Origin of the sequence: Paenibacillus oryzisoli, from assembly GCF_050467285.1 — a bacterium.
Classification (GTDB): Bacteria; Bacillota; Bacilli; order Paenibacillales; family NBRC-103111; genus Paenibacillus_E; species Paenibacillus_E oryzisoli_A.
Genome location: NZ_JBCMUN010000006.1, coordinates 720,399 through 743,495, shown reverse-complemented (window position 1 = coordinate 743,495; position 23,097 = coordinate 720,399). Strand labels below are relative to the sequence as shown.

The following is a 23,097-nucleotide window of genomic DNA, read 5'->3' as shown; positions in this document are numbered from 1 at the left end:
TAATAGATAGCGAGCGGAACGTCAGTGCGCGATTTGGGCAGAATCATACAGGTCTTCTCGATCCTCATCATCCGTGCAAGATCGGCACCGGACACATTCTGGCCAAACGTTTAGACTGGCTTGAAAATAGAAATAGCGGCAGCCTTGGGCTGTCGCTTATTTAATGAATGAACGCGCAAATTCCACCTGCGCAGGCTGAATCCGCATCAGTTGGACTGGCCGCGAGTCTGGAAAGCGAAATCCTCTTCTCTACTTAGATCGGAGCTTTTTTTAATGGCTTTTGAAGCGCGTCCACAGCGGCTGCGAATATACTTGTTGCTAGAATGCCCATCAGACATAAGGAGGTAGGCCCCGCTGCATCATCACTGTCCGTAACTGAAGCGAGCACCCTTAAACTTACGATTGCTATCACAATGAGAATAATAACGGCAAAAGCACATTTCTTTATGATCTGCAAGGATTTAAGGGCTAGGTCCGAGAAAGCATTGTTTTTTTCGATGTAGGTTAACAGTTTATAGGCTTGATACAACGCAACAGAAACCGCAGTACAGAATCCGTATGAACATATTAAAAAGGGGATGAGGAAGTAAGCCGTATCTGGATGTACCTTTGCATCTTTAACGCTTATCCCAGGCAGCCAGATGCATAAAGCAAGAACGCCAATCCCAGCCAGAAAAATAATTACCTTTAAGAACGTGGTTGAGCCTCGTCTAACATTCATTGAAATCACCTCACTTATTTAATAACAGCATGATCTTATCATATTATTTATCGTTTTACAATAAATACATGTTGTTATTAATTATATTATTATTGTTACAAATCTATTCTCTGAATTTAAGCAAAAAAATAAGAGCATTTCTTTAAAAAGAAATACTCTCAAGCAAAGTCCATTATTTTTTAAAATAATGCCCTTGTTCAAGGTCTTCAAGCAGACCAAGCTGTACAGGCCGCCAGCCGAGCAGATCCTGCGTCTGTGCACTCGACCTAGGAATATCAAGTGCAGCCAGGACGCCAAGAAAACCAAAATGAGCTTCTGCCTCCTCACGGGAGATGCTGACCACTGGCAGATTCAGGTGCCGCCCGATAGTAGCTGCAATGTCGCGGAATGGGATACCTTCATCGCCGACACCGTCCAGCCGCGAACCTGCCGGGGCCGCTTCTACAGCCAGACGGTACAGGGTTGCCGCATCCAGGCGATGAACGGCCGGCCAACGATTGGCTCCATCGTCGATGTACGCGGAGAATCCCTTCATGCGGGCGGTGTGGATCAATTGAGGTACAAACCCCTTATCCTGCTCCCCATGCACCGATGGCGCAAGTGACACAATGGATGTCCGTACTCCGCGTTCAGCCAGTCCAATTACCGCATTTTCAGAGGCAATCCCATTGGCGTGAGCCGTAATAACGAATGGTTTGCCTGTGCCTTGGAGCACGGCTCCCATTGCTTCTACGGCACGCAGATCCATAGCAAGCGATTCTGCAAAATTCGAAAAATCATGTATAAACGCCAGATGAATGACACCATCTGCAGCAGCGGCGCCGCGCCGAAGGCTGTCAAGATCATCGAGCGTACCGCGGTGAGCTTCTGCACCGACCTTCTCCAGTTGGGCGGCACCGTTGTCAGAACGGGTAAGACCCAGAACCTGATGACCTCCCGCTAACAACTCACGAACAACTTCGGAACCGATATAGCCGGTTGCTCCGGTTACAAAAATACGCATAATAATCACTCCTACAAAGTATTCCCACGCAATTGGGGTTGATGAATCGAACAATTACAGCATAAACTATAGAGTGAACTCTAAAGCAAGTCATTCTGAGGAGAAATCGAGATGAAAATTCAAGAATTAGCGGTAAAAATGGGTTTGTCCGTTCATACGATCCGTTTTTATGAAAAGGAGGGCCTATTCGACAGTCGCCATGTGCAGCGGGAGAAAAATATCTACCGCAATTACTCCGACGAAGCCGTAGAGCGCCTACAAATGATCAAGAAATTTCAAGGCCTCGGGTGCTCGCTGGCCGAGTTAAAAGAGATTTTTCAGGATAGCGATACCAACACGAAAACTCACCAGCAGATCATTGATTGGATCGAGCAAAAGAAAGCTGAGATTGTGCAGAAAAAAGCCGAATATGACCAAATTCTCGAGACGTTGGAATGGATGATTGCCTACAGGAAGCTCTTAATGACCGATCCGCAACAAGCTGAAACGATGTTCAAAGCTAGAAAGGCCGTCTCCCCTCACTAGGCCGCTCGCGCTCTTCTCGCATTTCCATAAAAAAAAGCGCTCCTCAGAGCGCTGCTGCTTGCTCTATCCGCTTACGGATAGAACGCATTTGCCTTTGTCGTTGTCGGACACCACCGGGTGTTTAGCAGGAACTTGATCAGCGACTGTTTCGCCCGCTCCGTGCCGATGTAGTTCAAAGATTCCGCCGCATGTGCGCGAACGTAACGATTCTCGTCACCTAGCGCAACCTCGAGCTGTGGCACGGCCGCTTCTGCCGCGCGACCCAAGCGGGACAGCGCGAGGCTCGCCATGAAGCGCACCTGCGCGCTCTCGTCCTGCAGCGCACCGGACAAAGCGGCAACGGCAAGATCGACCTGCACCTCCATCAGCCCTAGTGCATCCACCGCCGTGTGGCGCACCAAAGGGGCAGGATGCCGGAGCAGTGCCGCCAGCGCCGGCACCGCATCGGCCGCCAGACTGCGCAGCTCGCCGAGCGCGAACGCGGCGCGGGCGACGATCTCGCTGTCCGCTTGTTGCAACGCGGCGATCAGGCCCGGCACTGCGTCGGCGCCCGCAACGGATAGCCCGTAGGCGGAGACGCGGGAGATGTCGCGGTTGTCGCTTTGCAGTCCGAGCAGCAGCGAATGCACTCCGGCCTTGCCGCTGGCCGCAAGTTCATAGGCGGCGTCGATGGCAACGGGCTCGCTCGCACCGAGCTGCTCTGTCAGCTTTTTCAAATGAGCCGGCTCCGCAGCCACCGTACCGGCCAAACTGCCGACTCGCCCGGACAACCAGTTCCAGGTCTCCTCCCACATGCGGTCGTGCTCTGCGATCGGCAGCTTCAGTTCCGCAGGCTTTTGCCAAGTCGCCACCTGATTGTCCCAGCTCGGCGATTTCGGCATCTCTGTCCGCATAAACTCAAACTTCAGCATATACCGCGGCTGTCCCAGCACGTTCGGCGTTGAGCGATGCCAAATATCGTAATGAATCAGCGCAAAAGTTCCCGCTCCCCCACTCGCCAGCGCCTCACCCGGCGCCTCGTCGTCTTCAAATGTCCGCGTTTCATAATTTTGCGTCCCCGGCATAATACCGGTTGGCCCTAGTTCAACGGGCGTATCCTGCGGGAAATACATGATCATCGCCCAGTGGGGATGATGGTTCCGCAGCCGGCTGTAGCCCCAGTAGCTGTCTTTATGCCAGCCGCCAGGCTTGCTGGACGCGTTATAATGCCCATGACGATGCGCATGCATCATATAGTTCGGCCCAAGCACGCTGGTGAGTGCGCCGGTCACGACCGGATGGTCGAATACGTGTTGCAGTTCGCGGATGCGCGGCAGCAGATTATTCCCGGGATTCCCCTCCTCCTCATAAACCGAATTCAGCTGAGCCACCAAATTTTCATGAAATTCACGCGGAAAATCTGTTTTTAAAATCAAAAATCCTTGTGCGATAAACGTCCTCATTTGCTCGTCTGTGAGCAGTTGCATACCCTTCGGTTCCATGGGGCAGCCTCCTTGGCAAGTGTTGGATTGCGTCGTTCATGGCTCCATTATAAGGAGGCTGCCGCAGGCTTTGAATCCACAATCCTAATTTGAACTTGCACAATATTAAGCCGTTTCACGCAAATATTATCGCAATAGTTAGAAGAGATTAGGCCGCACCTCATCATCTTAATCTTGTGCAAACCCGGCATAGAAACGTGCTTACACCCCAGCCCTCCATTGCTTTACACTAGAAGAGATTGCGTGTTAAAAAGCTATTTATAAAGGAGCTGAGCACCTTGGCGGAACAGATTATGCAAGGATCATCCAGCATCGTGATGAACGAAAAAGACAACGTCGCCACCGTCCTGCGCGATGCTGCACCTGGCGAGACACTGACGAGCAGGATCGGATCGCTGACGTATATGACACTCGTATTGGAAGCGATTCCATTTGGTCATAAAATTGCGCTCTCCCTCATCCCCGCCGGCCAGATCATCACGAAATACGGCGACCCGATCGGGCGAGCCATCTGCGACATTCAGCCCGGCCAACACGTCCACATACATAACATAGAAGGGATACGCGGCCGCGGCGACCTTACCCATGCACCGATTGCAACGCCAAGAGCTGAATCCGAAGGGAGCTTGTCATGACGACTATTTTGGGGTATCCACGAGACAATGGTGAAATCGGCATTCGGAACCATCTGCTGATTATCCCGACCGTCATTTGTGCTAATCATGTGTGCAACCGCATCGCCCACGCCGTACCTGACGCTGTCGTCATTCCGCACCAACACGGCTGCAGCCAAATCGGTGACGACAAACATCGAACGTTCGACGTCCTAGCTGGCACAGGCAAAAATCCAAACGTCGGCGCCGTCATCATCGTCAGCCTGGGCTGCGAGGTCATCGATCCTTGGGCGTTAGCCGACGCCATCCGTCCGACGGGCAAACGCGTCGAAGTGTTTGACATCCAATCCATCGGCGGCTCGATCAAAGCGATTCAGCACGGCACTGACCTGGCGCGGACCATGCTAGCCGAGCTTGCCCAGCAGCCCAAAACACCTGTGCCGCTGAATCGGCTCAAGGTCGGCGTCAAATGCGGCGGCTCCGACGCCACCTCCGGTCTCGCTTCGAACCCGGCGCTCGGCGTGGCCGCGGACCGGCTGATGGCCGCCGGAGGCAGCATCGTCATCGGGGAGACGACGGAAATTATCGGGGCTGAGCATATCCTCGCCAGCCGATGCTCAACTGAAACGACCAGCCGCAAGCTGTACGATGCGATTGGCCGCTTCGAAAGCGAGATCTCTCGCATGGGTGCAGACATGCGCGGAGGCAATCCAAGCCCGGGCAATATTGCGGGCGGGCTCTCGACCATCGAGGAGAAATCGCTGGGCTGCATTTCCAAGTGCGGCACCTATCCCATCGAGGATGTCATCCGTTATGCGGAGGAAGTGCCGGCGCATGGGCTTTATTTTATGGACTCCCCCGGCAACGATATTGAATGCGTCTCCGGCATGGCCGCGGGCGGCGTGCATCTGGTCTGTTTTACGACCGGCAGGGGGACGCCGACAGGTTCGGCTGTCATCCCGGTGATCAAAATCACCGCAAACGCCCACACCGCCGTTAACATGGCCGACAATATGGACGTCGATGTCAGCGGCTTGCTAAGCGGCTCGCTTCCGCTCAATCACGCGGGCGAGGCTATTTGGCAGGAGATCCGTGAAGTCGCGGAAGGCCGGCTGACCAAGGCAGAGCTGCTCGGGCATCAGGAATTTAGCATCAATCGCATCGGTCCCAGCTTATAACAGCGCAGGCATCACGTATCCGTACACCGCAATGAAGTGACAGATGCTCCCGCCCAGCACAAAAAGATGCCAAATCGCATGATGATAACGCAGCCTGCGCCATAGAAAAAAGGGAACGCCCGCCATATAAGAGATGCTGCCATACAGCAGCAAATGGAACCCGGCGCCGGGCAGGCGGTGAAACAAAGGCACAATGACCCCGAACATGTTGCAGCCCATGATCAGGTAAAGGAGCAGCCCCCACGGCAGGAAGCGGTCGATGACTCTGCGGACGAACAGCACGCCGCCCAAGGCGAGCAGCCAAATCGCCGTAAGCAGCTCGGTCGCTAGCCTTCCCTGCCAGGCGATGAGCAGGAACGGCGTATACGTGCCCGCGATGGCGATAAAAATCGCGGCGTGATCGAGCCGTTCGAACCGCTCGCTCCATTTGGGCGAGCGTGTGCTGTGCAGCAGCGTTGACGCCGCGTACAGCAGGCAAAAGGAAGCGCCGAACACCGCGTTGCTCGCCATGTAGACGGCGTCTTCAAACAGCGCCGCACGCTGAAGCAGCAGCACGAGCCCCCAAAGGCTAAGGCCAATGCCGATGCCGTGGCTCAGCGCGTTGACAGGTTCTTCTTTGAGCAGGAATCGAAGATGCATGGCAGAGAGACCTCCTTGGACAGTGGTCTCTTTATTTTTGCCATCGATGGGGGTGGATATGTATGGAAAAGCCCCGCATGCGGTTTGCTTGCGGGGATTCTTAGGTATTATTCCGGCACAATGTTGAAAGTCAGCCAATCTGTCAAAAACACTTTGCCGTTAATCTTATATTTCAAACCAGTAATCCCATACACCGTTACGGGATTGTCCAAATTTGTTGATCTTACCAGCGCCACATCCACGTAAGCAGCGCCATCGGATACGTGCAATTCACTGTCAAGAGTGCTAAATGGAGGAAGCACAAGTGAGACATTCAGGTCATCCCCATTCAACTCGCCCTTAATTTTTTGGAGGTCACCCTCATGGTAGTCATAATCCGACAAATAAATTCTTAGCTTGTCAGCGGAAGTCAAGCTAATAGGCAGGTGGAATGTCATTGCTCCATTCTCAGTTGTGAGTGCTTGGTACACTTGCCCGGGAACCGAATCTAACGGTTGAATTGAATGAATAGCCAATTTCATCGCCGTTCTCAACATCGTCTGAACTGGCTCGCTACAGCCCAAGCTATTACATGCCTCAACTGAAATTGCAAGCTCGGAAGCGACTGGCAGATTAGTTAAATTAGCAAAAGGATCCTGGGTTCTTGCAATCTCAGTACCGTTAATTTTTACCACATACTCAATTTTATTGTCACCGTTGGAAAAATTATCATTGGGACTCCACGTTAAAATCGCGGTGTTACTGCCCGTGAATTGCATGCTCAACCCCACTGCTGCGTTAGGTTTCTTGTACAGGAACCCCATCCCCGAGGAATACGGCTCTCCAGATTGAAGTGCAAATTCCTCCGTGGTAATGCTGGAATATCCTTCTTTGGTAATTTGAAGCTTATATGGAACTCCTGAAGGAACCTGTTCGAATCTAAATTGGCCAGCACTATCGGTTTGCGTAATCTTGTCCGTGCCAATCAGCCTTACAGTGGCATTAGGAATGACTCCTTTAGCAAATTCAAACACGACTCCGAATACAATTCCGGGCAATTGTGTGTCCGGTAGTGGAAACTCTTGAAACGGATTGTTCGGCATAGGACAACCTGTCGTAGTACAAAGATTTTCTGTTCCACCTGTAAATGAAACTGGAGCTTTACCGCGATATATCATCGAATAATTTGCTCCTGCAGCTTGCGGTGGAACCGTCAGCAAGATATAGTTTTGCAGATAAGCGTATTGTGTCACTCTAGAGATTGGCAGATTTGGAATTTGAAAATCTTCCATCTGGGACTGTACAACAGGATGATCAAAATAGACAAGCAGCAAGTCCGATCTAACGCTCTGTACAGAATATACGGCTGCATCGTACTGCTTCACAATCAATGTAAAAACCTTTGTAGCTGCTGCTGCTCCATCACGAATTGTTAAGGTTAAATGGACCGTTGCATCTCCGGAACCCGAAGCAGGGCGATGAAAGTCTCCCCGTGTTGTGAGAATTTCAGGCCTGTCGCTCTCCCACTCATTACTTTGTCCCGGCATATTCATAGCTGGGAAATCTGGAAGTACAGACACGGACTGAGCTGAATCCTCTGCATAATACTGAATATGATAATTTTCCAATTGGGCTTGAAACTGCTGAATCGAATTCACTGCCTGTGTGTAAGTGGCTAAGTTCAACTCTGCTTCTGTAACGCCCAATCTTTTAGCATTTTCAATCGATTTATCAGCTTGAGTAATCAAGTGGTTACGATCTGTAATATCTAATTTCCAGTTGCTTATGACATCGATCGTCGCCGCCACAGCCGCCGCCCTCGCTGCCTCCCTCACCGTCGCATCAATTACTGCTGCCGGATAACTCTCAAGCAATTTTGCAACAGCATCCGGATCACCTTTAATGGTAACAGGGGTATTAGAAACGATTTGCTGAATTTGAACGACGCCTGTAACTGTTACAATTGGTGTCCCGCTCCCAAAATTAATCGTATGAATGACTGTAGGCTGAGAGTTCCCGATAGAGGGCGCTTCGATCTGGAGTTGAGCACTCCCCGCATTGTTCGTAACGCTGCCGTCGATGTTTCCGCGCAAAGAAATCGTTTTCCCTGCAGCGCCAGGCTGAATAGTAATCGCACCAAGCGTTCCCGTCGTCGTCGCCGACTCAAGAATCACCTGTGATTCAACCGATGTGCTGGTCACCACAGCCCCGTCCAGCGCCAAAATCCGAACCGACTGGCCGTTGTTATTGATCGCATTGACGACCAACATCGTGATCGTGGAACGACTTAATTTGATCGAGCTGACCGCACCGGACTTCACTTGAAGATTGTCAGCATGAATGTTAGTTAACGTGACTTCTCCACTCGGACCAGGGTCGAGAATTAAGGTTCCCACCGTGGTTTGACCAGAAGATGGGCCATAGCTGCCTGGATCGCTGACTGTAATGGTATCAAAGGCATTCCCGCTTGCCAGCTTCTGCGCAACAGAAGTACCTGGACTTGGGCTCGGTGTCGGAGAAGAAGGACCAGGAGCGCCACCACCGCCAAAAAATCCACCCATTCCTTTCACGACAAGCGCAATCGGCTGTCCCCGAAACGTTAATTGATACTCTGTACCCGAGTTTTGTGAACTTGTTGTCAAGACAATGACTGATTTGCTGCCAGACTTATAAGCCGCCTGTTCTACTTTGAGGGACTTATCAAAGCTGAAATCCGCTTTATCGAGTGCTTCCAAATCCTTATCAAACGTCACCTCAACGCTTGTACTGGAAACCGCTTCGATTTTGGTTACTTTCATCGTTTGAACGCCGTTTGCAAGCTCTTTCGACTTGCTAATATACGCATCGCGATGTTCCTTTACCTCATAAGCCAATCTTGCGATAGCTTGACGGTCTGCGAAACGTTTTGGCGCAAATAACGGCTCTCCGTTCGGACCGTCTTCTCCGTTTACAAGATGAATTTCAGATGCTAGGATAACCGCATTTTTCGCCCAATCCGAAACTTCCTTGATATCGGCGAAATCTTCCTTCGACATCGTTGACAACGTCAACTTGTCCAGTCCTAAAACGCGTGTCAGGAACACGACTAATTCTTCACGCGTTACATTCGCATCGGGTGAGAACTCATTTTCCGAAGTTCCTTGCGTAATCCCCGATTTTACTAAAGCATCCACGTAATTGGCATACCAGCTTGAAGCCGCAACATCCTTAAAAGAAGTAGAAGATGCACTCCCTTCATCAACTTTTAAACCAAGTGCCAGAACCAAAATCTTAGCCAGCTCCGCACGTGTCACCAATTTCGCAGGCTGGAAAGAACCATCTTCATAGCCGGAAAGCACACCGGCGCTGACCAAGGCCTCGATTTCAGATTTGGCATAAGATTGATTGATGTCAGAAAGCGGCTGGGCAGCGTCTCCCTCTGCTTGAGCAACAACCCCAAAGCTAAGAATCATCGATAAAACAAGTAAGCATGATATAAAACGCTGAACATATCGACGCACTGTTTCTCCTCCGTTATCCCCTGATTGTATGATACAAGCAACATTATAACGGAGCGGCCCTCCAAACGTAATAAACATTAAGGAAATTTAACCTTTTCCGACAAAAAACGACACAACCTCACGGCTGTGTCTCCTCTTTCTTTTTACCTAACCTTGCGAGAATCTCCCTCCGATGCTTCACCACAATCAGCGCCGCATTGCCCGCCCAGATCCAGAACCAAGCCGCCGGGGCACCGCGCACGAGCAAATAAACGCCGAGCAGCAGCACGCCGAGCACCACTTGCTGGCCGTCGATCTGCGAAGAGATCGGCTTCCATTTATGCACGATTTTCATGACCAATTGCAAAATCGCCAGGATGACCGCCAGCGCCAGCGAAACTTCAAAGCGCGACAGTGCGCTCCAGACGCCGAAGGTCACGGCGATCGCCTTGCCGCCCCGGCCCTTCAAGAATGGCGAGAACGCATGGCCGATAATTGGCGCAAGCCCAACCGGAATGAGCGCATAGCCCTCCATCCCGCCCCAATGTCTGGCCGCCAGCACGATCCCGTAGCCTTTTCCGAAGTCGAGCACGATTCCGGCAAGCCCCAACCGATAACCCGCCGACTGCCATAGATTAAGCGCACCAGGGTTCCCATCGCCGACGCTCCGCAGGTTGTGACGCGCCAACCGCCCGAGCCAATAGGAAAACATCAGCGAGCCTGATACAAAGGCGCACAATGTCCAGAAAAGCACGATCATAGCTCTCGCCTGCTTCCCACTTTGACATGCCGTCCCTTCCAGGCAACATGTCCCAGAAAGACAACTTGAAACATCGAATACCCCATCACCATGAGGAAAAACAACGTGGAAATCACGTACAATACTGGCATTGCTACTCCGAATATCCCTATGTAACCAACAAAATAAAATAACTGCGCCATATACAATACGTAGCCGATCAGCAGCGGCAAGCCCCATGAAGTCCCCAGCAGGAAGGGGAAGCAGCAGGAAAGTACCAGTCCGATCGCCCACAACGCAATGAGCGCAGTCGTCCCTCCTCTCAGCTTCGCGGTGCCAAGCACGGCGCCTTTGCCGAAACCCTGAATCGCGCTTCGCAGTCCTCCGGGATACATGCGGAACGATACCAGATCTTTGCCGATATAGTTGGTGACGGGAATGCCTTCCCGGCGATACGCTGCGCCAAGATTAAGATCGTCGAGCATTTCATGGCGAATGCCTTCATGCCCTTTTACCGCTTCATAATCGTCTCTAGCTGTTAAAATGCAGGAGCCGTACAACCCTTGCCGAGGGTTCGTCCTCTCGAACGGCGATGTGAACGCAAAGACGCCCAGCACATTAAAAATGAGCGCAAGCCGCTCTCTGAACGTTTCGGTATAATGAAAAGGGACGACGGACACAACGCCGCCGGTCGCCTCACGAGCACGAACAAGCAATTCTAAAGCTCGGGGAGCAAAACGAATATCCGCGTCAAGAAACGCGATCAAATCGCCAGTTGCATGCTGATAACCGTTCCAGACGGCCCAATTTTTCCCCGTCCAGCCTGGAGGCAAGCTCGAATTGGCGATCACAGTTACGCCGAAGCTCTCGGCAATCGCTTTCGTCTCATCCTCAGAGAAGTCGTCCACAACAATGATTTCATAAGGCTGCAAAGTTTGAAGCTGCAGCGAACGCAGCAGATGAGGCAAGTTGTCCTGTTCATTTCTAGCGGGAATAATAATTGACAGTTTAGGATCCTGCCTGAGAGGCGTATCGCTTGGGGGAATCACATTTCTGCGGAAAAGTATAAAACCAACCAGGCATCCGAGTATACAGACCAGAACAATTGCCACTTCGACAACGCCTCCTTCGCCTCAACCCTGCTACGGATTCTTGTGCGACTAAGATGACACATTCTTACTTTTCATGCCTAACAAACTCTACAGATGTATATGACGATTCGTCTGCGCTTCATGCGAACTATTCGTCCAGTATGCTATAATTAACGATAACACCCGAAAGGAGATGCTACAAGCATGAAAATTTATGTGATTCTATCCTTTGACGGGGAGAACATGGAAAATGTCTACGTGGGAACGGACGAAGAAAAAGCGCTCGGCTTCAAAGCTGCCGACTTCGAGAATTGCGCCGCACTCTTCGTGGAAATCTGGGAAGACGGCGAGAAAACCGACGACTTCCGCTTAGAGGAAGAACAAGCCTAGACATTCCTTTACTTTAATAGAAAGGTTGATACCGCACAATGGACTATGCCTTCGCCATACAACCCGCCAGCTTTACCCGGTTTGAAGAGGAAGCCGAGCTGACGCAACAATGCAAAGTGTGGGGACTGATTTCCGAGAAAGCGACGAAAGCCAAGACGTTTTATTACAAAAGAAGCAACGTCAGCTTGACCTGCTCGATTGTCGGCTATGTCGATGCTATGACCGCCGTGATCGAACTGGATTCGAATCAATTGCACTGCATCCATCCTTCGTATCTGAAGGAGATGCAAGCGGCAGGCTTTGGTCAGCGAAGCGCGACAGCATCCGAGGATGGAACTGCTGCTGAAGAAACGGAGCAGGCTCAGACGGAAGAAGCCGAAGCGCCTAAGCCGGCTCCTGACAAGGAAAAGCCTAAGAAAGCGGCTGCTCCGAAAGAGAGCAAGCCCAAGAAGGAGAAAGCTGCCAAGCTTCAGCTCCCCGAAGATAAGGTCAAAATGAAGGCTACGATTACCGAGTTTGCGACGGTGCCAAACCATTTTACCGAGACTGACGACGAAGTCATCATTTATGAAGCGGTTTCCATTCTCGATCCGGAGATGGAGATCGGAACCGCCTGGTCCAGCTACAGCAATACGTTGAAAAAACTGGAGCTTGCCGTCGGCGATATGCTTACCTTCGAATGCAAAATCGTGGCGAAGAAGCTCGCCAAGCACCCTGTGCCGTACAAAATCAATAACCCAGCGAAAATGCAAAAGGTGACGGAGTAGACGGTCCTTCATACGCTGGGGTGAACACAGAAAAACCAAGAGCTCCGCGAAAGCAACTCGCAAAGCCCTTGGTTTTTTTAGTTTTTCTCTATTGCTTCCGTCTCCTTCTAACGGCAAGCTCTTCCTTGAGCGCCTGCTCAATAGACGCGGCCATGAGGTCGAATTTTTCGGCGACCGTGTAGGGAAGCACACATCCGCAATGCTTGCAGCGCTGCAGATGAAGATCAGTTGGTTTTCGACATGTTGGACAAGTGTTCACTGGGTTGTCAGCCACCTTACATTTATAGAATGCTTCTAGCGTATGGACTCGGCTTTAATGCAGTAGTTTGCCCAACGCCTCAATTTCCTTCTCGGACAAGCCTGTTACTTCTACAATCAAAGAGATGGACATTCCTTTTTGCAGCATATTCAAGGCGATTTCCTTATCACGTTCTGTTTTGCCTTCCAACTTTCCTTCTTCTCTTCCTTCTTCTCTTCCTTCTTCTCTTCCTCTTGATGCTGCGTAGTCCAGTGCAGACTGCTCATCGAGCAGGGCTTTTTTTCGCATTTCGTACAGCATGCGCGCTTCCTTATCCTGACTTAAAAACTCCAACGTCGTCATCGCTTTTTTCAAACCTGGTGTATCCATGGCTAGTTCCTCCCATCGTTCTTGATTTGTGCCGTTAATGAACATCAACCAGTTGACTAGGCGGTTGTCCATTTGATGGGATTTGACCCCCAGCTTCGACAACTCCATAAAATGAATTTCAATATCGTCGATGAGCAGCTCGCCCGTATGGATTTCCTTCATATGAAAAATATGATGAAACCGCTCATTCATCATACAGTTAAATGTCAAAATGTTAATGGAAATCACTTTTTGCAAGCTTGCATAGAATTTGCCTTCCTCCAACTGTTCCTCGTACAGTTTCGCCGAGTAGTACAGGCTACGCTTTGCCATATCGTACTTGTTACTGACCTGGATTTCGAGATTCACCTGTTTGCCGTCTTCGGTTTTGGCGCGGACATCCAAGATCGACTGTTTGTCGTCCATGGCATTTTTATCGATTTGCGGATTGAGGATCGTCAGACTTACAAACGGCTTAGGCTCTGTCTCCCGCAATGCCTCGTTCACGAAATTAAGCAGGACCTCATCTTTATTTTCTTCACTGCCAAATATTTTTTTGAAAACAAAATCGACAGACGGCTTTAACAGTTCAGTCATCATTTCAACTCCAAACAGCGTGCGGATTTTTGGCATAATTTATTTCCATTATACCACAAAATAGATACGTCATAGACAGGAATGCGTCCTATTGATTGAGAAAAAGCCCCCGACCGAGACTCGGTACGGGGGCTTTGCATTTACGGCTCTTCCTTCAGCTGCACGAGGCCGTGTGAGACGGAAGTGCCGTTAAACAGGGCCGGATCGACTATGAGCCAGCCGCCGTCGGCGTAGGTGTCTTTCCGCGAATAGTAGAGCGGAAAGCCTTTGAACGTCACCTGCCGCAGGCCGTCGTCCCGCGTAATGAAGCCGAAGTCGTCCGCCTTTAGACCCGGCGATGCAACCGTGTATGCGGTATAGAACAGCGGATGCTCCTGCAAGCAGTCCGCCGAGCATACGCTCGCTCCCTCGGGATCGAGATTGTTCACGTACAGCGTGCGGCCTTCACCATCCGTCAAAATGCTTCCCGTGCCTGCCCTCTGCAGCTTCACGGTATCCGGCGCTTTGACGGTGTAGGTACCGTCGATGCTTTCGCCTTTGACATAGCCGGGCTGGAAGTCCCGGATGAAGTAATACAGCGGCATGCCTCGATAGGCGATCTGCCGCACACCGTCCGCGCGCGCCAGCACGCTGAAATCGGCCGCGTCCAGCTCAGCGGGCACAAGTAGCGCACCAGCCGCCGTGAACAGCGGCCAGTCGTCCACGCACGCGCCGGCGCAATTGCTTTGCATGCGCCCGTCGGACGTGCGCGCATACAGCGCCATGCCCTTCGCATCCGCCATGTACGCCCCCAGCCAGTCACTCGGCTGGAGCGTTACCGTCGGATAGCGAAGCGGCGCCGCCAAGGCGCCGTCCAGTCGGCTGGTCTTCACGAGCGTCTCGAACAGTTTATCGCTCGCACCCTTCACCGGCTGCTTCAGCAGTTCAACCAGCGCGGCTGCGAACTGCCGGCGGCTGACGCCGTCCCACCGCGCAGCGCGGGACAAGCCGGCGGCGCGCGCTGCGCTGCGCACGGAGGCGAAGGTGAAATCCTCACCTTCGCGGTAGCCAAGCGCCGTCAAGCGCAGCTTCTCGAGCTGCGCAGCCGTCAGCTCCGCCGACGGCGCAAACCGCTCGCCCCCGACGCCGTTCCAGCCCAAGGCGGGATTCGCCTTGAGATACGCGAGCACGGGCTGCTCGGTCGCGCCAACCTCCCCGGCGTCGGCGAACGTCGTCGCGCTGGTAAAAGCAAGCGCCTGCGCTTCCAGCCCCTGCAGGCGCAGCAATGCAAGAGCCGCTTCCAGGCGCGGCTCCGGCGCAGCCCAATAGGTCGCCGCGTCGCCCGCGACTTGCATCAGGCCAAGCGAGAGCACGAGCTGGGTCTCGCTCACCCCGAGCGGTTCGGCCGCCACCACCCCAACCGGCACACTAGCCGCGGCCTCAACATCCGCAGCAGCCCCATCCAGCAGCATTCCCAGCACGCCCAACCACACGCCGAGCCGCCTTCCGCCATGCACCGTCAGCCTCATTTCGCTCCTCCTTCCGCCCAGCATGCAGGCAAGGCAGCCTTCAGCTCGGCCACCACAGCGGGATGCACTTCCGCCACGTTGCGGCGTTCCCAGGGATCTTCGGCCACGTGGTATATTCGATCTGGCCGATCCCGCTCCACGATCAGCTTCCATACCTTGTTCGCCGCAACACGCCAAGCGCTCGGATGCTGCGGGCCTTCGTCCAGCCCGGACACCTGCGCATCCCGGGTATCGCTCGCATCACCCACGAGCACCGGTCGCAGCGAAACGGCATCCACCGCTTCAGGCATGACCAAGCCACCGGCCAGATCCAGAATCGTTGCACCTACATCCTGCAACTCCACTAGCGTGTCGCGAATCTCCCCGCGCAAAATGCCAGGCCCGCTCACGATGAGCGGGATCGAGATGGAGCCCCGCTCCGGCTTGCATTTGCCCCACTTGTCGTAGTCACCCAGCATATCGCCGTGGTCGGAGGCGTAGATGACGACCGTCCGATCCAGCTCGCCCCGCCGCCTCACTTCTTCCAGCAGCTCGCCGACATTTCGGTCGATATTCGCCAGCATGGCCGCGTAGTTTTGCCGGATCTCGTTGGAATTGGCTGCTATCTTTTGCGCGCCCTCCGGAGGCGGGAACGTCAGATCGGCCCAATCGCGCTTCATCCGATGCGTAACATCCCACGGCTCATGCGGCCCAGTAAAATTCACCATAAGAAACCACGGCTGCTCCTTCGGAAAATTCCGCAGCATAGAGACCCCATTACGCGTCAACCAATTGTCACAATATGCCTCATCCGGCAAATCCGTTGCATGGGTGAGATGCCCGCGTCCCGTCATATCCTTCAAATGAATATCGGCCAGACCTTCGCGATACAAATACGCCATATACGGGTCTTTCGGCGAGTCCTTGCCGGAAATAATGGCGTCAATTTTGCCCGCGTTGTCAATGGCATCGGTGAACCCCATCTCGCCGAGCTCGGGAATCCAGCCGTCCAGCCCCCACCAGTGCGTCGCCTTCGTTAAATCGAACTTGCCGACGCCGCCGACGCGATAGCCATTCTCCTTTAACACCGAATAGAACGTGCGCTGCGTCACATCGTAGTTGTGATGGTTGCCGACAACACCGGCTCCCTCGTAGCGTTTCCCCGATGCCAGGCATGCTCGCGCAGGTGCGCAGAGCGGAGACGGCGTAACCGCCCGGTTAAATGTTACCCCACCAGCCATAAGCGCCGCCAAATTCGGCATGCGCAGCGGCAATTCCTCCATCCCCAGCGCCGCCAGCACATCCGGCGGATAAGGCAGCCAATCCCCGCGATGCGTGTCGGGAAACAGAAACAAAAAATTCGGAGCCTTGCTCGCCCCTATCTCCTCAACCATCCCACTCCCCCCTTGCCATTTTAAACGTTCATGATCCCCGCAAGTGGATCTTTCACCCGCGTCTGCCACGCCAGCATTGCCTGTTCAAGCCGTCTCAGATGCTCCTGCATCTCCGGCTCTTCGGAACGATCCCTCGTCTCCCAGGGGTCCGAATCAAGATCAAAGAGCTGAATTCGATCCGTGCCAATATCACCTGCGCGCAAATAGCGAATATATTTCCACCTGCCGTCGCTGACCATGCGCTGAATATGCTTATACGCTGCAAAAACATGCTCCCTGCCCGCTCCCCGCAGCAGATTGACGCCCTCCACATGCGCCGGCACCGGCACGCCCGCCAGCTCGCAAAGCGTCGGAAAAATATCCATCTGACAGCCGAGACCGCTCTTCATAAAACCTTGCGGCAACCCGGGACCGCTCATGATCAGCGGGATATGAATACTGTGTTCGTAGATGTTTTGCTTGCCGAGTAGGCCGTGCTGTCCAAGCGCAAGCCCGTGGTCGGCGGTATACACGACGATGGTGTTCTCGGCGTGTCCACTCGCTTGAAGCGCTGCCATAATCCGCCCGATCTGCTCATCCAAATGCGAAATCATACTATAATAATCGGATAAATGCTGCCTGATCTCATCCGGATCGCGAGGCGTCGCCGCCAGCTGCTCGTCGCGAACGGTCAGCTCCCCGTTGTCAAACGGATGCTCGCGCATAAAATTGTCCGGCAGCGGAATGCTCGCCGCCGGATAGCGCCCCGCATACGCCGGCGGCGGGGTGCGCGGATCGTGCGGCGCAGTGAACGCCGCATAGAGAAAAAACGGCTCCTTCGAACCGTCAGCCTGCTCCCCAATAAAACGAATTGCAGCCTCCGCAAACAATTCCGAAGAGAACGTCGTGCTCAGCGTCGCCCGCTCGTCGGGATACACGCTGCTAGCATCGAAGTCGTGCACCGGCAACCCGACATGCTCGCCCATGCCGCCGAAAAAAATGCTCGCACCATCCGAGAAGCACCGCGCGAAGCTTTCTTTGCCGTTATGCCATTTGCCCGTCCCGAACGTACGGTAGCCGCTCTTCCGAAACATTTCCGGTAAATACGCAAACTCCGGATTCAGCGCCCAGTACTTGGCGTTCTCCGTCTGCGCCAATGTCACTTCGCCCGCCGACACGGTTGCCTTAAACACATTCGTCCCCGTCAGCAAGCTCGCCCGGCAAGGCACACAAAGCGCAGCCGTCTGTCCGCCCATTGTATAAATGGACTGGAACAGGACCCCTTCCGCCGCCAACCGGTCCAACACAGGCGTCTGTACGACCGCGTTCCCGTACGCCCCAATCCCGTCGAAGCGGTGGTCATCCGCAATCAGAAATACGACATTCGGTCTTGCGCGCTCAGCTTGCTTCTCTTCCATCGGTTCCTCCCCCTTGCTCACATGCCGCAATCTATTTCAGCGCGCCGCTGGTCAGCCCACGCTGCATATACTTTTGCCCGAAAATGTAGAGTATGACGATCGGAATGGTGATCAGCACCAGTGCCGCAAACACTTTATGGAAATCCGACGTATATTCATTGATAAAAAACTTCGGTGCCATCGTCACCGTCAGCATCGTTTCCTTATTAATAAACACCAACGGAAACAAATACTGGTTCCAGGAATTCAAAAACGCCAAAATGCCGATTGTCGTCAGCACCGGAACGGCCAGCGGCACAACCACCATCACGAATTTGCGCCAGCTGCCTGCGCCGTCCATTTCGGCGGCTTCCAGCAGTTCATTCGGAATGTCGTCAAAGCTGTTTCTGGCCAGCAGCAAAGAAAACGGAATGCTCATCGCCACCTCGGGGCCGATCAACGACAAGTACGTGTTCATCCAGTGAAGCGCTTTAATCGTTTGAAAAAGCGGAACCAGCATGGCAACCGGAGGAATCATCAGGCCGATCAGGCAGATGGCGAACACTGTACCGTCTCCGGGAAAACGCAGCTTGCTGAAACCGAACCCCGCCAGTGCCACGACGGCTAGCAGCAGAATGACGACCGACACCGACACGATAAAGCTGTTGATAAGAAAATGCGGAAACAAATCCAGCGTCAGCACGGCACGGTAATTGTCCCAGCCCCCGCCTTCCCACGAATACAGCAACAGATAGACGAGCGGCACAAGCCACAGCAGCGCCAGCACAATCAAAGCCCCGTTCATCGACAACCGCTCCGACAACTTCAACCGTCCAAACATGGCGTTACCTCCTCATCCGGTTATAAACGCGCAGCTGGAAGATCGTGTAGCCGAAAGCGATCAGCAAAAGCACGACCGACACCGCACCGCTGTAACCCGTATTGTATTTGAGCAGCGATTCCCGGAACAAAAAGGTGGAAATCAACTCCGTCGCGCCGCCCGGCCCGCCTTCCGTCATAATCCACACCAGATCGAACACCTTCAGGGCGTGGATAATGCCCAAAATGCTTAACGTAATGTGTGTCCCGCCCAACATCGGGACAATGATGTACCGGCACTGCCGCCAGACGCCGGCGCCGTCGATTTTAGACGCTTCAAAAATTTCCTGATCGATATTCAAAAGACTCGTATAATAAATCAGCATATAAAAGCCGCTATTTGCAAAAATATACACCGCTGCGATTGCGTTCAGTGCAGATGACGGCTCTGACAGCCACGAGCGGGTCAAGCCGCTGAGGTTCAGCGCTTTTAACACCCCGTTCAGCAGTCCGAAGTTGGGCTCATATATGCCCGCGAATGTCGTCCCGATCGTCACCACCGCAATCACGTGCGGCAGAAAGAAGATCGATTTGAACACCCCCTCCGCCTTCCATACGCCGTTCAGCAAAATCGCCAGCAGCAAGCCAAGCACCATCGAAAGCGGAATCGTCACCAGCAGAAAATAGCCGGTATGGCCAACTGCTTCATAAAAGTTCGCATCCTGAAACAGATGCACATAATTATCGAGCCCGACAAACAGTTTGGGGCCGATTCCCGTCCACTCGAACATGCCGATATAGATGTTGTAAAAAATGCCGAAAAAGGTGAACACAGACACGAAGACGAGAAGCGGAAGCACATAGAAAAGTCCCGTAAACCGTCTCCTGCTTCGTTTTTTGACAGCTCTGCGCATGCTGCTAGATTCGGTTATCGCCATTTCCACAGGTATCCTCCTCGCTTCGCATCCCCGAGAGGGAGAGAGCCGCCGTCAAGCAAGCCCTCCCACCCAAGTGAATGTCTTCTCCTAGGCGACTTTCCGAAATGGGCGGTAATTTCGGAAAGCGCCACTAATGAAACGAAATATAGTCGAGATGAGCAAAATAATTATTGGAATTCGCATTTTTCGTATGCTTCACGACCATTTTAATCGTATGCGATCCCGCTGTCAGCGCTTGATTGCTGTAAGCCAGCACTTTATTTTGCTGGGAAGCGGCGTAAGAATCGAACGTCGTCTGAAGAACGCCATCGAGGTAGATGTCGAACTTGCCACCGGCCACCCCTTTTTGCGTGTACAGCTTGACGCCTGTGCCCGTAAATGTATACTCCGCCGCATCATTCAGCGTGGAGCTGTACGAAATTGTCCCGTCATAGCTCGTTGAGCGGGAGATGTGGTTCCAAGCGCCCGTGTACGTAATGCCGGCATTCGTATCATCGACAATCGTATCGCTCGGCTGCGCTGGCGGATTCACCGAATACTCGAACAAGTCAAGGTTGACGTTGTAGCCTGAGGAGCTCGGGTTTTTCGTGCCGGTCACTACCATCTTGATCGTGTGCGCCGTATTCGTGAGCGACGTCGTTTCGTACGCCGTCACGTCAAAATCCGCAGATGCCGCATAGGAATCGTACGTCTCCACCTTCGTACCGTCGATATATATATCGAAGATGCCGAGGTTTGAATTCTTTTTCGTGATTAAACGAATGCCGGTTCCTGTGAATGTATATTCGGCGGAAGCACCCGTTTCCCCGCTGTTGCGGTCTGTGCTTTTGAAATAATTGGAGTTGCTCTGATCCGCCCAATTGCCTGTGTACGTGATGAGCGGGCTCCGGTCGTCGGTCTGCTTCCAACGGACAATTTGCCCAATATCGTGCAAAAGCTGAATGCCGGCGTCGGAAATTTTGCCGTTTGGTCCCGGCGGCACACTCACCGCAAACGAAGCGTAGCGTTTATTGTAATAATGCACTTTGTTCGCGTCATACGTCGCGCTGTTCCAAGGAGACACCGGGCCTTCGTTGTTGTGGAACGACCAGTAATCCGCATAGTAGCGCCAAGCTTCCTCCCATGGCGTATCGTTGCCCACAGGCGGATCGCCGTTCACGAGCTCCGTAATGTGCACATCGGACATCGAAGCTTTCGTATCGTCATGGAAAAAGACGAGCGTGTTCGGCTGAATCGACTTCACATACGTTTCCAGCTGCGCCGCCTGATTGTTCGTAATCGCGCTCGCATGGTCGAACCAGATCGCCGCTACATCGCCGTAATTCGTCAGCAGCTCGCCGAGTTCGTTCTCCGCAAACTGCGTATACGTGCTGTTACCAGACACGCCGTTCGGGAAATGATAACGATCATCAGCGTTAAAATAAATCGCAAACTTCAGACCGTACAGCGCACATGCATCGGAGATGGCTTTGACCACGTCCAGGTTCGGCGCCGAACTCGTCGCAATGTCGTACGTCGTGTACGCACTGTCCCAAGCCGCCCAGCCGTAACGGTGCTTCGCTACCGCAATCACATAATCCATACCTGCGTCTTTCGCCGCCGCCACCCATTGATTCGCATCAAAATCCGTCGGCGCGAATAAGGTGGACGGGAAGTTCTGCGGATCGCCGTCACCACCGTCCGTACCTGTGTACGTATTCAGTCCATAGTGTGGGAAAAAGCCGAAGCCAAGCTGCACGTACTCATCCGGTGTGATCGCTTTTGCACTGGGTACAGGTACGAGGAAGGAAATCAACGCTGCCGCAAGGAACAAATACAGGGAGCTCATGAAAGTTTTCTTTCGCATTGGACACCTCCATGTCAATTGAGTGAACTACCTTTTCACTGTGTCTGAAGCTTTCTGCACTTCCGTCATCGCTTGCTCGGCCGTAATCGTGCCGCTCGCCACCTTCTGCAAGTTGGTGAACAGCGCCTGCTCGATCGGCGCATTGTCCAGGAAGCGAATACCGCCGACATCCTTCGTCATTTCATTGATGATGAGATCGACGGATTGCTTCTCGATGTCAGTTTTCAGGTTCGTCGTATCCATTGACAACCCTTCCTTCACCGGCAGGAATTGCAGCCCTTTGCTGAGGATCGATTGGTAGTCGCCAGTCGCCATAAACTCCACGAAGCGCCATGCGGCTTCTTTGTTTTTCGAATCCTTGCTGATCCCGAGCGGCACGTCGGCGTTAATCAGCACGCTCGTTTTCCCGCCGGCAATCGTTGGCATCGGCACAAGACCGAAGGTGCGGTCGCCGATTTTGAGATTGTCTTTGTTCGCCACGTCCGTCATAATCCACGCCCCGACGAGAATCATCGGCAATTGGCGCTTCTGGAGATACATCTCCCGCAGATCTGGGTCGAATTTGGTAGTCAGGTTGCCGTCCTGGAAAATTTTATCCGTATAAAATTGCTTGAACGCATTTGTCGCTTGAATGAACGATGGATCGGTGAACTTCACTTTGCCTGCGTCGGCGTCGTACAGTTTGCCAGGCGCAATCTGATTCACCAGTGTGTAAAAGACGTCCGTTACCGTCGCGCTTTTGCCACCGGCGAAACCAAGCCTGGGCACAACGCCAGGCAGCTTGGCGTCTTCGAATTTTTTTACGGCTGCTTTCAAGTCGTCGTATGTTTTTGGCGGCTCAGCGCCGACTTTTTTAAAGAGATCGACGTCGTAAGACAGGAAAGGCGTGACCGCTACCCCGGTCGGCATCGTTTTATAATTGTTCTTTTTCGCGGAATCAAGCGCCGTTTGTTTGAAATTTTTCTCCCAATCTTTGCCCAGTGATTTCTCGGCAAGGGGTGCCAGGGGTTCGAGGATCGGGGAATAATTTTTGATCATCGGCCCGTTTGCGAATGCCATCACATCGGGAACTTCACCGCCTTGAATCGCCACCTGAATTTTCTTCTCATAGTCGGCGGACGGCGTGCGCACGTAGTTCACCTTGATATTCGGATACTTGTCGTTAAAAGCTTTGATTAGCGGCTGCCAAACATTATCCTCCGGCGACCAGGACCAGAATGAAATCTCGCCCTTGATATCGACCGGTTTCTGTGTTTCCGGCGCCTTGGATTCCGCTGCGGCTGTTGTGCTGGCGGCCGGCGACGCCGTACTGTTCGTGGATTGCGATGAGCACGCGCTGACCATCAACACCGATGCAAGCAGCGTACTTGCTAGACTTAACTTCCTCATGATCGAACACCCCTCGTTCAAAGTTAGGAAACGTTTTC

21 protein-coding genes are annotated in these 23,097 nt (G+C 53.0%); 6 read left to right on the top strand and 15 right to left on the bottom strand.

Annotated elements, in window-relative coordinates; all coding sequences use genetic code 11:
• Positions 1–253 precede the first annotated feature (253 nt).
• Both ABE504_RS12025 and ABE504_RS12020 read right to left on the bottom strand, forming a co-directional pair.
• Positions 254–721, bottom strand: coding sequence for a DUF2975 domain-containing protein (locus ABE504_RS12025; RefSeq protein WP_430088438.1), 468 nt, complete (start codon positions 719–721; stop codon positions 254–256).
• A 172-nt stretch (positions 722–893) separates the two neighbouring features.
• Positions 894–1,724: an SDR family oxidoreductase gene (locus ABE504_RS12020; RefSeq protein WP_430088436.1), complete on the bottom strand. Its 831-nt coding sequence runs from the start codon at positions 1,722–1,724 to the stop codon at positions 894–896.
• 111 nt (positions 1,725–1,835) lie between these two features.
• Here ABE504_RS12020 and ABE504_RS12015 point away from each other — a divergent pair, with 111 nt between their 5' ends.
• Positions 1,836–2,249 carry a MerR family transcriptional regulator gene (locus ABE504_RS12015; protein ID WP_430088434.1) on the top strand — a complete coding sequence of 138 codons (414 nt, stop codon included), beginning with the start codon at positions 1,836–1,838 and terminating at the stop codon, positions 2,247–2,249.
• 71 nt (positions 2,250–2,320) lie between these two features.
• Here ABE504_RS12015 and ABE504_RS12010 read toward each other — a convergent pair whose 3' ends face one another.
• Complete coding sequence (locus ABE504_RS12010; protein ID WP_430088433.1) at positions 2,321–3,730, bottom strand: HEAT repeat domain-containing protein; 1,410 nt, start codon at positions 3,728–3,730, stop codon at positions 2,321–2,323.
• Between the two features lie 278 nt (positions 3,731–4,008).
• Here ABE504_RS12010 and ABE504_RS12005 point away from each other — a divergent pair, with 278 nt between their 5' ends.
• A complete protein-coding gene (locus ABE504_RS12005) occupies positions 4,009–4,365 on the top strand; it encodes a UxaA family hydrolase (RefSeq protein WP_430088431.1) in 357 nt (118 codons plus the stop codon).
• Positions 4,362–5,522 carry a UxaA family hydrolase gene (locus ABE504_RS12000; RefSeq protein WP_430088429.1) on the top strand — a complete coding sequence of 387 codons (1,161 nt, stop codon included), beginning with the start codon at positions 4,362–4,364 and terminating at the stop codon, positions 5,520–5,522. The genes ABE504_RS12005 and ABE504_RS12000 overlap by 4 nt, the downstream gene beginning before the upstream one ends.
• On the opposite strand, the gene trhA is transcribed toward ABE504_RS12000, so the two are convergent.
• From trhA to ABE504_RS11980, 4 genes are all read right to left on the bottom strand, one after another.
• Positions 5,517–6,161 (bottom strand): PAQR family membrane homeostasis protein TrhA, encoded by a 645-nt coding sequence (gene trhA, locus ABE504_RS11995; protein WP_430088427.1) that lies wholly within the window; start codon positions 6,159–6,161, stop codon positions 5,517–5,519. The two genes, ABE504_RS12000 and trhA, sit on opposite strands and share 6 nt — an antisense overlap.
• Positions 6,162–6,268: 107 nt before the next feature.
• Positions 6,269–9,640, bottom strand: coding sequence for an S-layer homology domain-containing protein (locus ABE504_RS11990; RefSeq protein ID WP_430088425.1), 3,372 nt, complete (start codon positions 9,638–9,640; stop codon positions 6,269–6,271).
• 118 nt (positions 9,641–9,758) lie between these two features.
• Entirely contained in the window at positions 9,759–10,379 is a 621-nt protein-coding gene (locus tag ABE504_RS11985; RefSeq protein ID WP_430088423.1) for a glycerol-3-phosphate acyltransferase, read from the bottom strand.
• On the bottom strand, positions 10,376–11,470 hold the full coding sequence (locus ABE504_RS11980) for a glycosyltransferase (RefSeq protein WP_430088421.1): 1,095 nt from the start codon (positions 11,468–11,470) through the stop codon (positions 10,376–10,378). The genes ABE504_RS11985 and ABE504_RS11980 overlap by 4 nt, the downstream gene beginning before the upstream one ends.
• Before the next feature lie 183 nt (positions 11,471–11,653).
• Between ABE504_RS11980 and ABE504_RS11975 the strand changes: the two genes are divergently transcribed.
• Both ABE504_RS11975 and ABE504_RS11970 read left to right on the top strand, forming a co-directional pair.
• Positions 11,654–11,839, top strand: coding sequence for a hypothetical protein (locus ABE504_RS11975; protein WP_126144597.1), 186 nt, complete (start codon positions 11,654–11,656; stop codon positions 11,837–11,839).
• 38 nt (positions 11,840–11,877) lie between these two features.
• Positions 11,878–12,606, top strand: coding sequence for a hypothetical protein (locus ABE504_RS11970; RefSeq protein ID WP_430088420.1), 729 nt, complete (start codon positions 11,878–11,880; stop codon positions 12,604–12,606).
• Between the two features lie 313 nt (positions 12,607–12,919).
• On the opposite strand, the gene ABE504_RS11965 is transcribed toward ABE504_RS11970, so the two are convergent.
• Together ABE504_RS11965 and ABE504_RS11960 are read right to left on the bottom strand one after the other, a co-directional pair.
• On the bottom strand, positions 12,920–13,810 hold the full coding sequence (locus ABE504_RS11965) for an Rpn family recombination-promoting nuclease/putative transposase (protein ID WP_430088418.1): 891 nt from the start codon (positions 13,808–13,810) through the stop codon (positions 12,920–12,922).
• A 140-nt stretch (positions 13,811–13,950) separates the two neighbouring features.
• Positions 13,951–14,949, bottom strand: a complete 999-nt coding sequence (locus tag ABE504_RS11960; RefSeq protein ID WP_430088417.1) for a COG4315 family predicted lipoprotein — start codon at positions 14,947–14,949, stop codon at positions 13,951–13,953.
• 13 nt (positions 14,950–14,962) lie between these two features.
• Here ABE504_RS11960 and ABE504_RS11955 point away from each other — a divergent pair, with 13 nt between their 5' ends.
• A complete protein-coding gene (locus tag ABE504_RS11955; RefSeq protein ID WP_430088415.1) occupies positions 14,963–15,118 on the top strand; it encodes a hypothetical protein in 156 nt (51 codons plus the stop codon).
• A 196-nt stretch (positions 15,119–15,314) separates the two neighbouring features.
• Here the strand turns inward: ABE504_RS11955 and ABE504_RS11950 are convergent, their stop codons facing one another.
• From ABE504_RS11950 to ABE504_RS11925, 6 genes are all read right to left on the bottom strand, one after another.
• A complete protein-coding gene (locus ABE504_RS11950; RefSeq protein ID WP_430088413.1) occupies positions 15,315–16,691 on the bottom strand; it encodes a sulfatase family protein in 1,377 nt (458 codons plus the stop codon).
• 20 nt (positions 16,692–16,711) lie between these two features.
• Entirely contained in the window at positions 16,712–18,088 is a 1,377-nt protein-coding gene (locus ABE504_RS11945) for a sulfatase-like hydrolase/transferase (RefSeq protein ID WP_430088411.1), read from the bottom strand.
• 31 nt (positions 18,089–18,119) lie between these two features.
• Positions 18,120–18,908 (bottom strand): carbohydrate ABC transporter permease, encoded by a 789-nt coding sequence (locus ABE504_RS11940; RefSeq protein ID WP_430088409.1) that lies wholly within the window; start codon positions 18,906–18,908, stop codon positions 18,120–18,122.
• Positions 18,909–18,912: 4 nt separating this feature from the next.
• Complete coding sequence (locus ABE504_RS11935) at positions 18,913–19,824, bottom strand: carbohydrate ABC transporter permease (protein WP_430088701.1); 912 nt, start codon at positions 19,822–19,824, stop codon at positions 18,913–18,915.
• A 130-nt stretch (positions 19,825–19,954) separates the two neighbouring features.
• Complete coding sequence (locus ABE504_RS11930; RefSeq protein WP_430088407.1) at positions 19,955–21,670, bottom strand: alpha-L-fucosidase; 1,716 nt, start codon at positions 21,668–21,670, stop codon at positions 19,955–19,957.
• Positions 21,671–21,697: 27 nt separating this feature from the next.
• Positions 21,698–23,059 (bottom strand): ABC transporter substrate-binding protein, encoded by a 1,362-nt coding sequence (locus ABE504_RS11925; protein WP_430088405.1) that lies wholly within the window; start codon positions 23,057–23,059, stop codon positions 21,698–21,700.
• Positions 23,060–23,097 lie beyond the last annotated feature (38 nt).

Excerpts from the sequence above, each read along its gene's own strand:
- ABE504_RS12015 (WP_430088434.1), top strand. The coding sequence starts at position 1,836 with ATGAAAATTCAAGAATTAGCGGTAAAAATGGGTTTGTCCGTTCATACG.
- ABE504_RS11970 (WP_430088420.1), top strand. The coding sequence starts at position 11,878 with ATGGACTATGCCTTCGCCATACAACCCGCCAGCTTTACCCGGTTTGAA.
- ABE504_RS11925 (WP_430088405.1), bottom strand. The coding sequence starts at position 23,059 with ATGAGGAAGTTAAGTCTAGCAAGTACGCTGCTTGCATCGGTGTTGATG.
- ABE504_RS11930 (WP_430088407.1), bottom strand. The coding sequence starts at position 21,670 with ATGCGAAAGAAAACTTTCATGAGCTCCCTGTATTTGTTCCTTGCGGCA.
- ABE504_RS12000 (WP_430088429.1), top strand. The coding sequence starts at position 4,362 with ATGACGACTATTTTGGGGTATCCACGAGACAATGGTGAAATCGGCATT.
- ABE504_RS11975 (WP_126144597.1), top strand. The coding sequence starts at position 11,654 with ATGAAAATTTATGTGATTCTATCCTTTGACGGGGAGAACATGGAAAAT.
- ABE504_RS11965 (WP_430088418.1), bottom strand. The coding sequence starts at position 13,810 with ATGACTGAACTGTTAAAGCCGTCTGTCGATTTTGTTTTCAAAAAAATA.
- ABE504_RS11950 (WP_430088413.1), bottom strand. The coding sequence starts at position 16,691 with ATGGTTGAGGAGATAGGGGCGAGCAAGGCTCCGAATTTTTTGTTTCTG.
- ABE504_RS12010 (WP_430088433.1), bottom strand. The coding sequence starts at position 3,730 with ATGGAACCGAAGGGTATGCAACTGCTCACAGACGAGCAAATGAGGACG.
- ABE504_RS11935 (WP_430088701.1), bottom strand. The coding sequence starts at position 19,824 with ATGGCGATAACCGAATCTAGCAGCATGCGCAGAGCTGTCAAAAAACGA.
- ABE504_RS11945 (WP_430088411.1), bottom strand. The coding sequence starts at position 18,088 with ATGGAAGAGAAGCAAGCTGAGCGCGCAAGACCGAATGTCGTATTTCTG.
- ABE504_RS12020 (WP_430088436.1), bottom strand. The coding sequence starts at position 1,724 with ATGCGTATTTTTGTAACCGGAGCAACCGGCTATATCGGTTCCGAAGTT.
- ABE504_RS12025 (WP_430088438.1), bottom strand. The coding sequence starts at position 721 with ATGAATGTTAGACGAGGCTCAACCACGTTCTTAAAGGTAATTATTTTT.
- ABE504_RS11940 (WP_430088409.1), bottom strand. The coding sequence starts at position 18,908 with ATGTTTGGACGGTTGAAGTTGTCGGAGCGGTTGTCGATGAACGGGGCT.
- trhA (WP_430088427.1), bottom strand. The coding sequence starts at position 6,161 with ATGCATCTTCGATTCCTGCTCAAAGAAGAACCTGTCAACGCGCTGAGC.
- ABE504_RS11985 (WP_430088423.1), bottom strand. The coding sequence starts at position 10,379 with ATGATCGTGCTTTTCTGGACATTGTGCGCCTTTGTATCAGGCTCGCTG.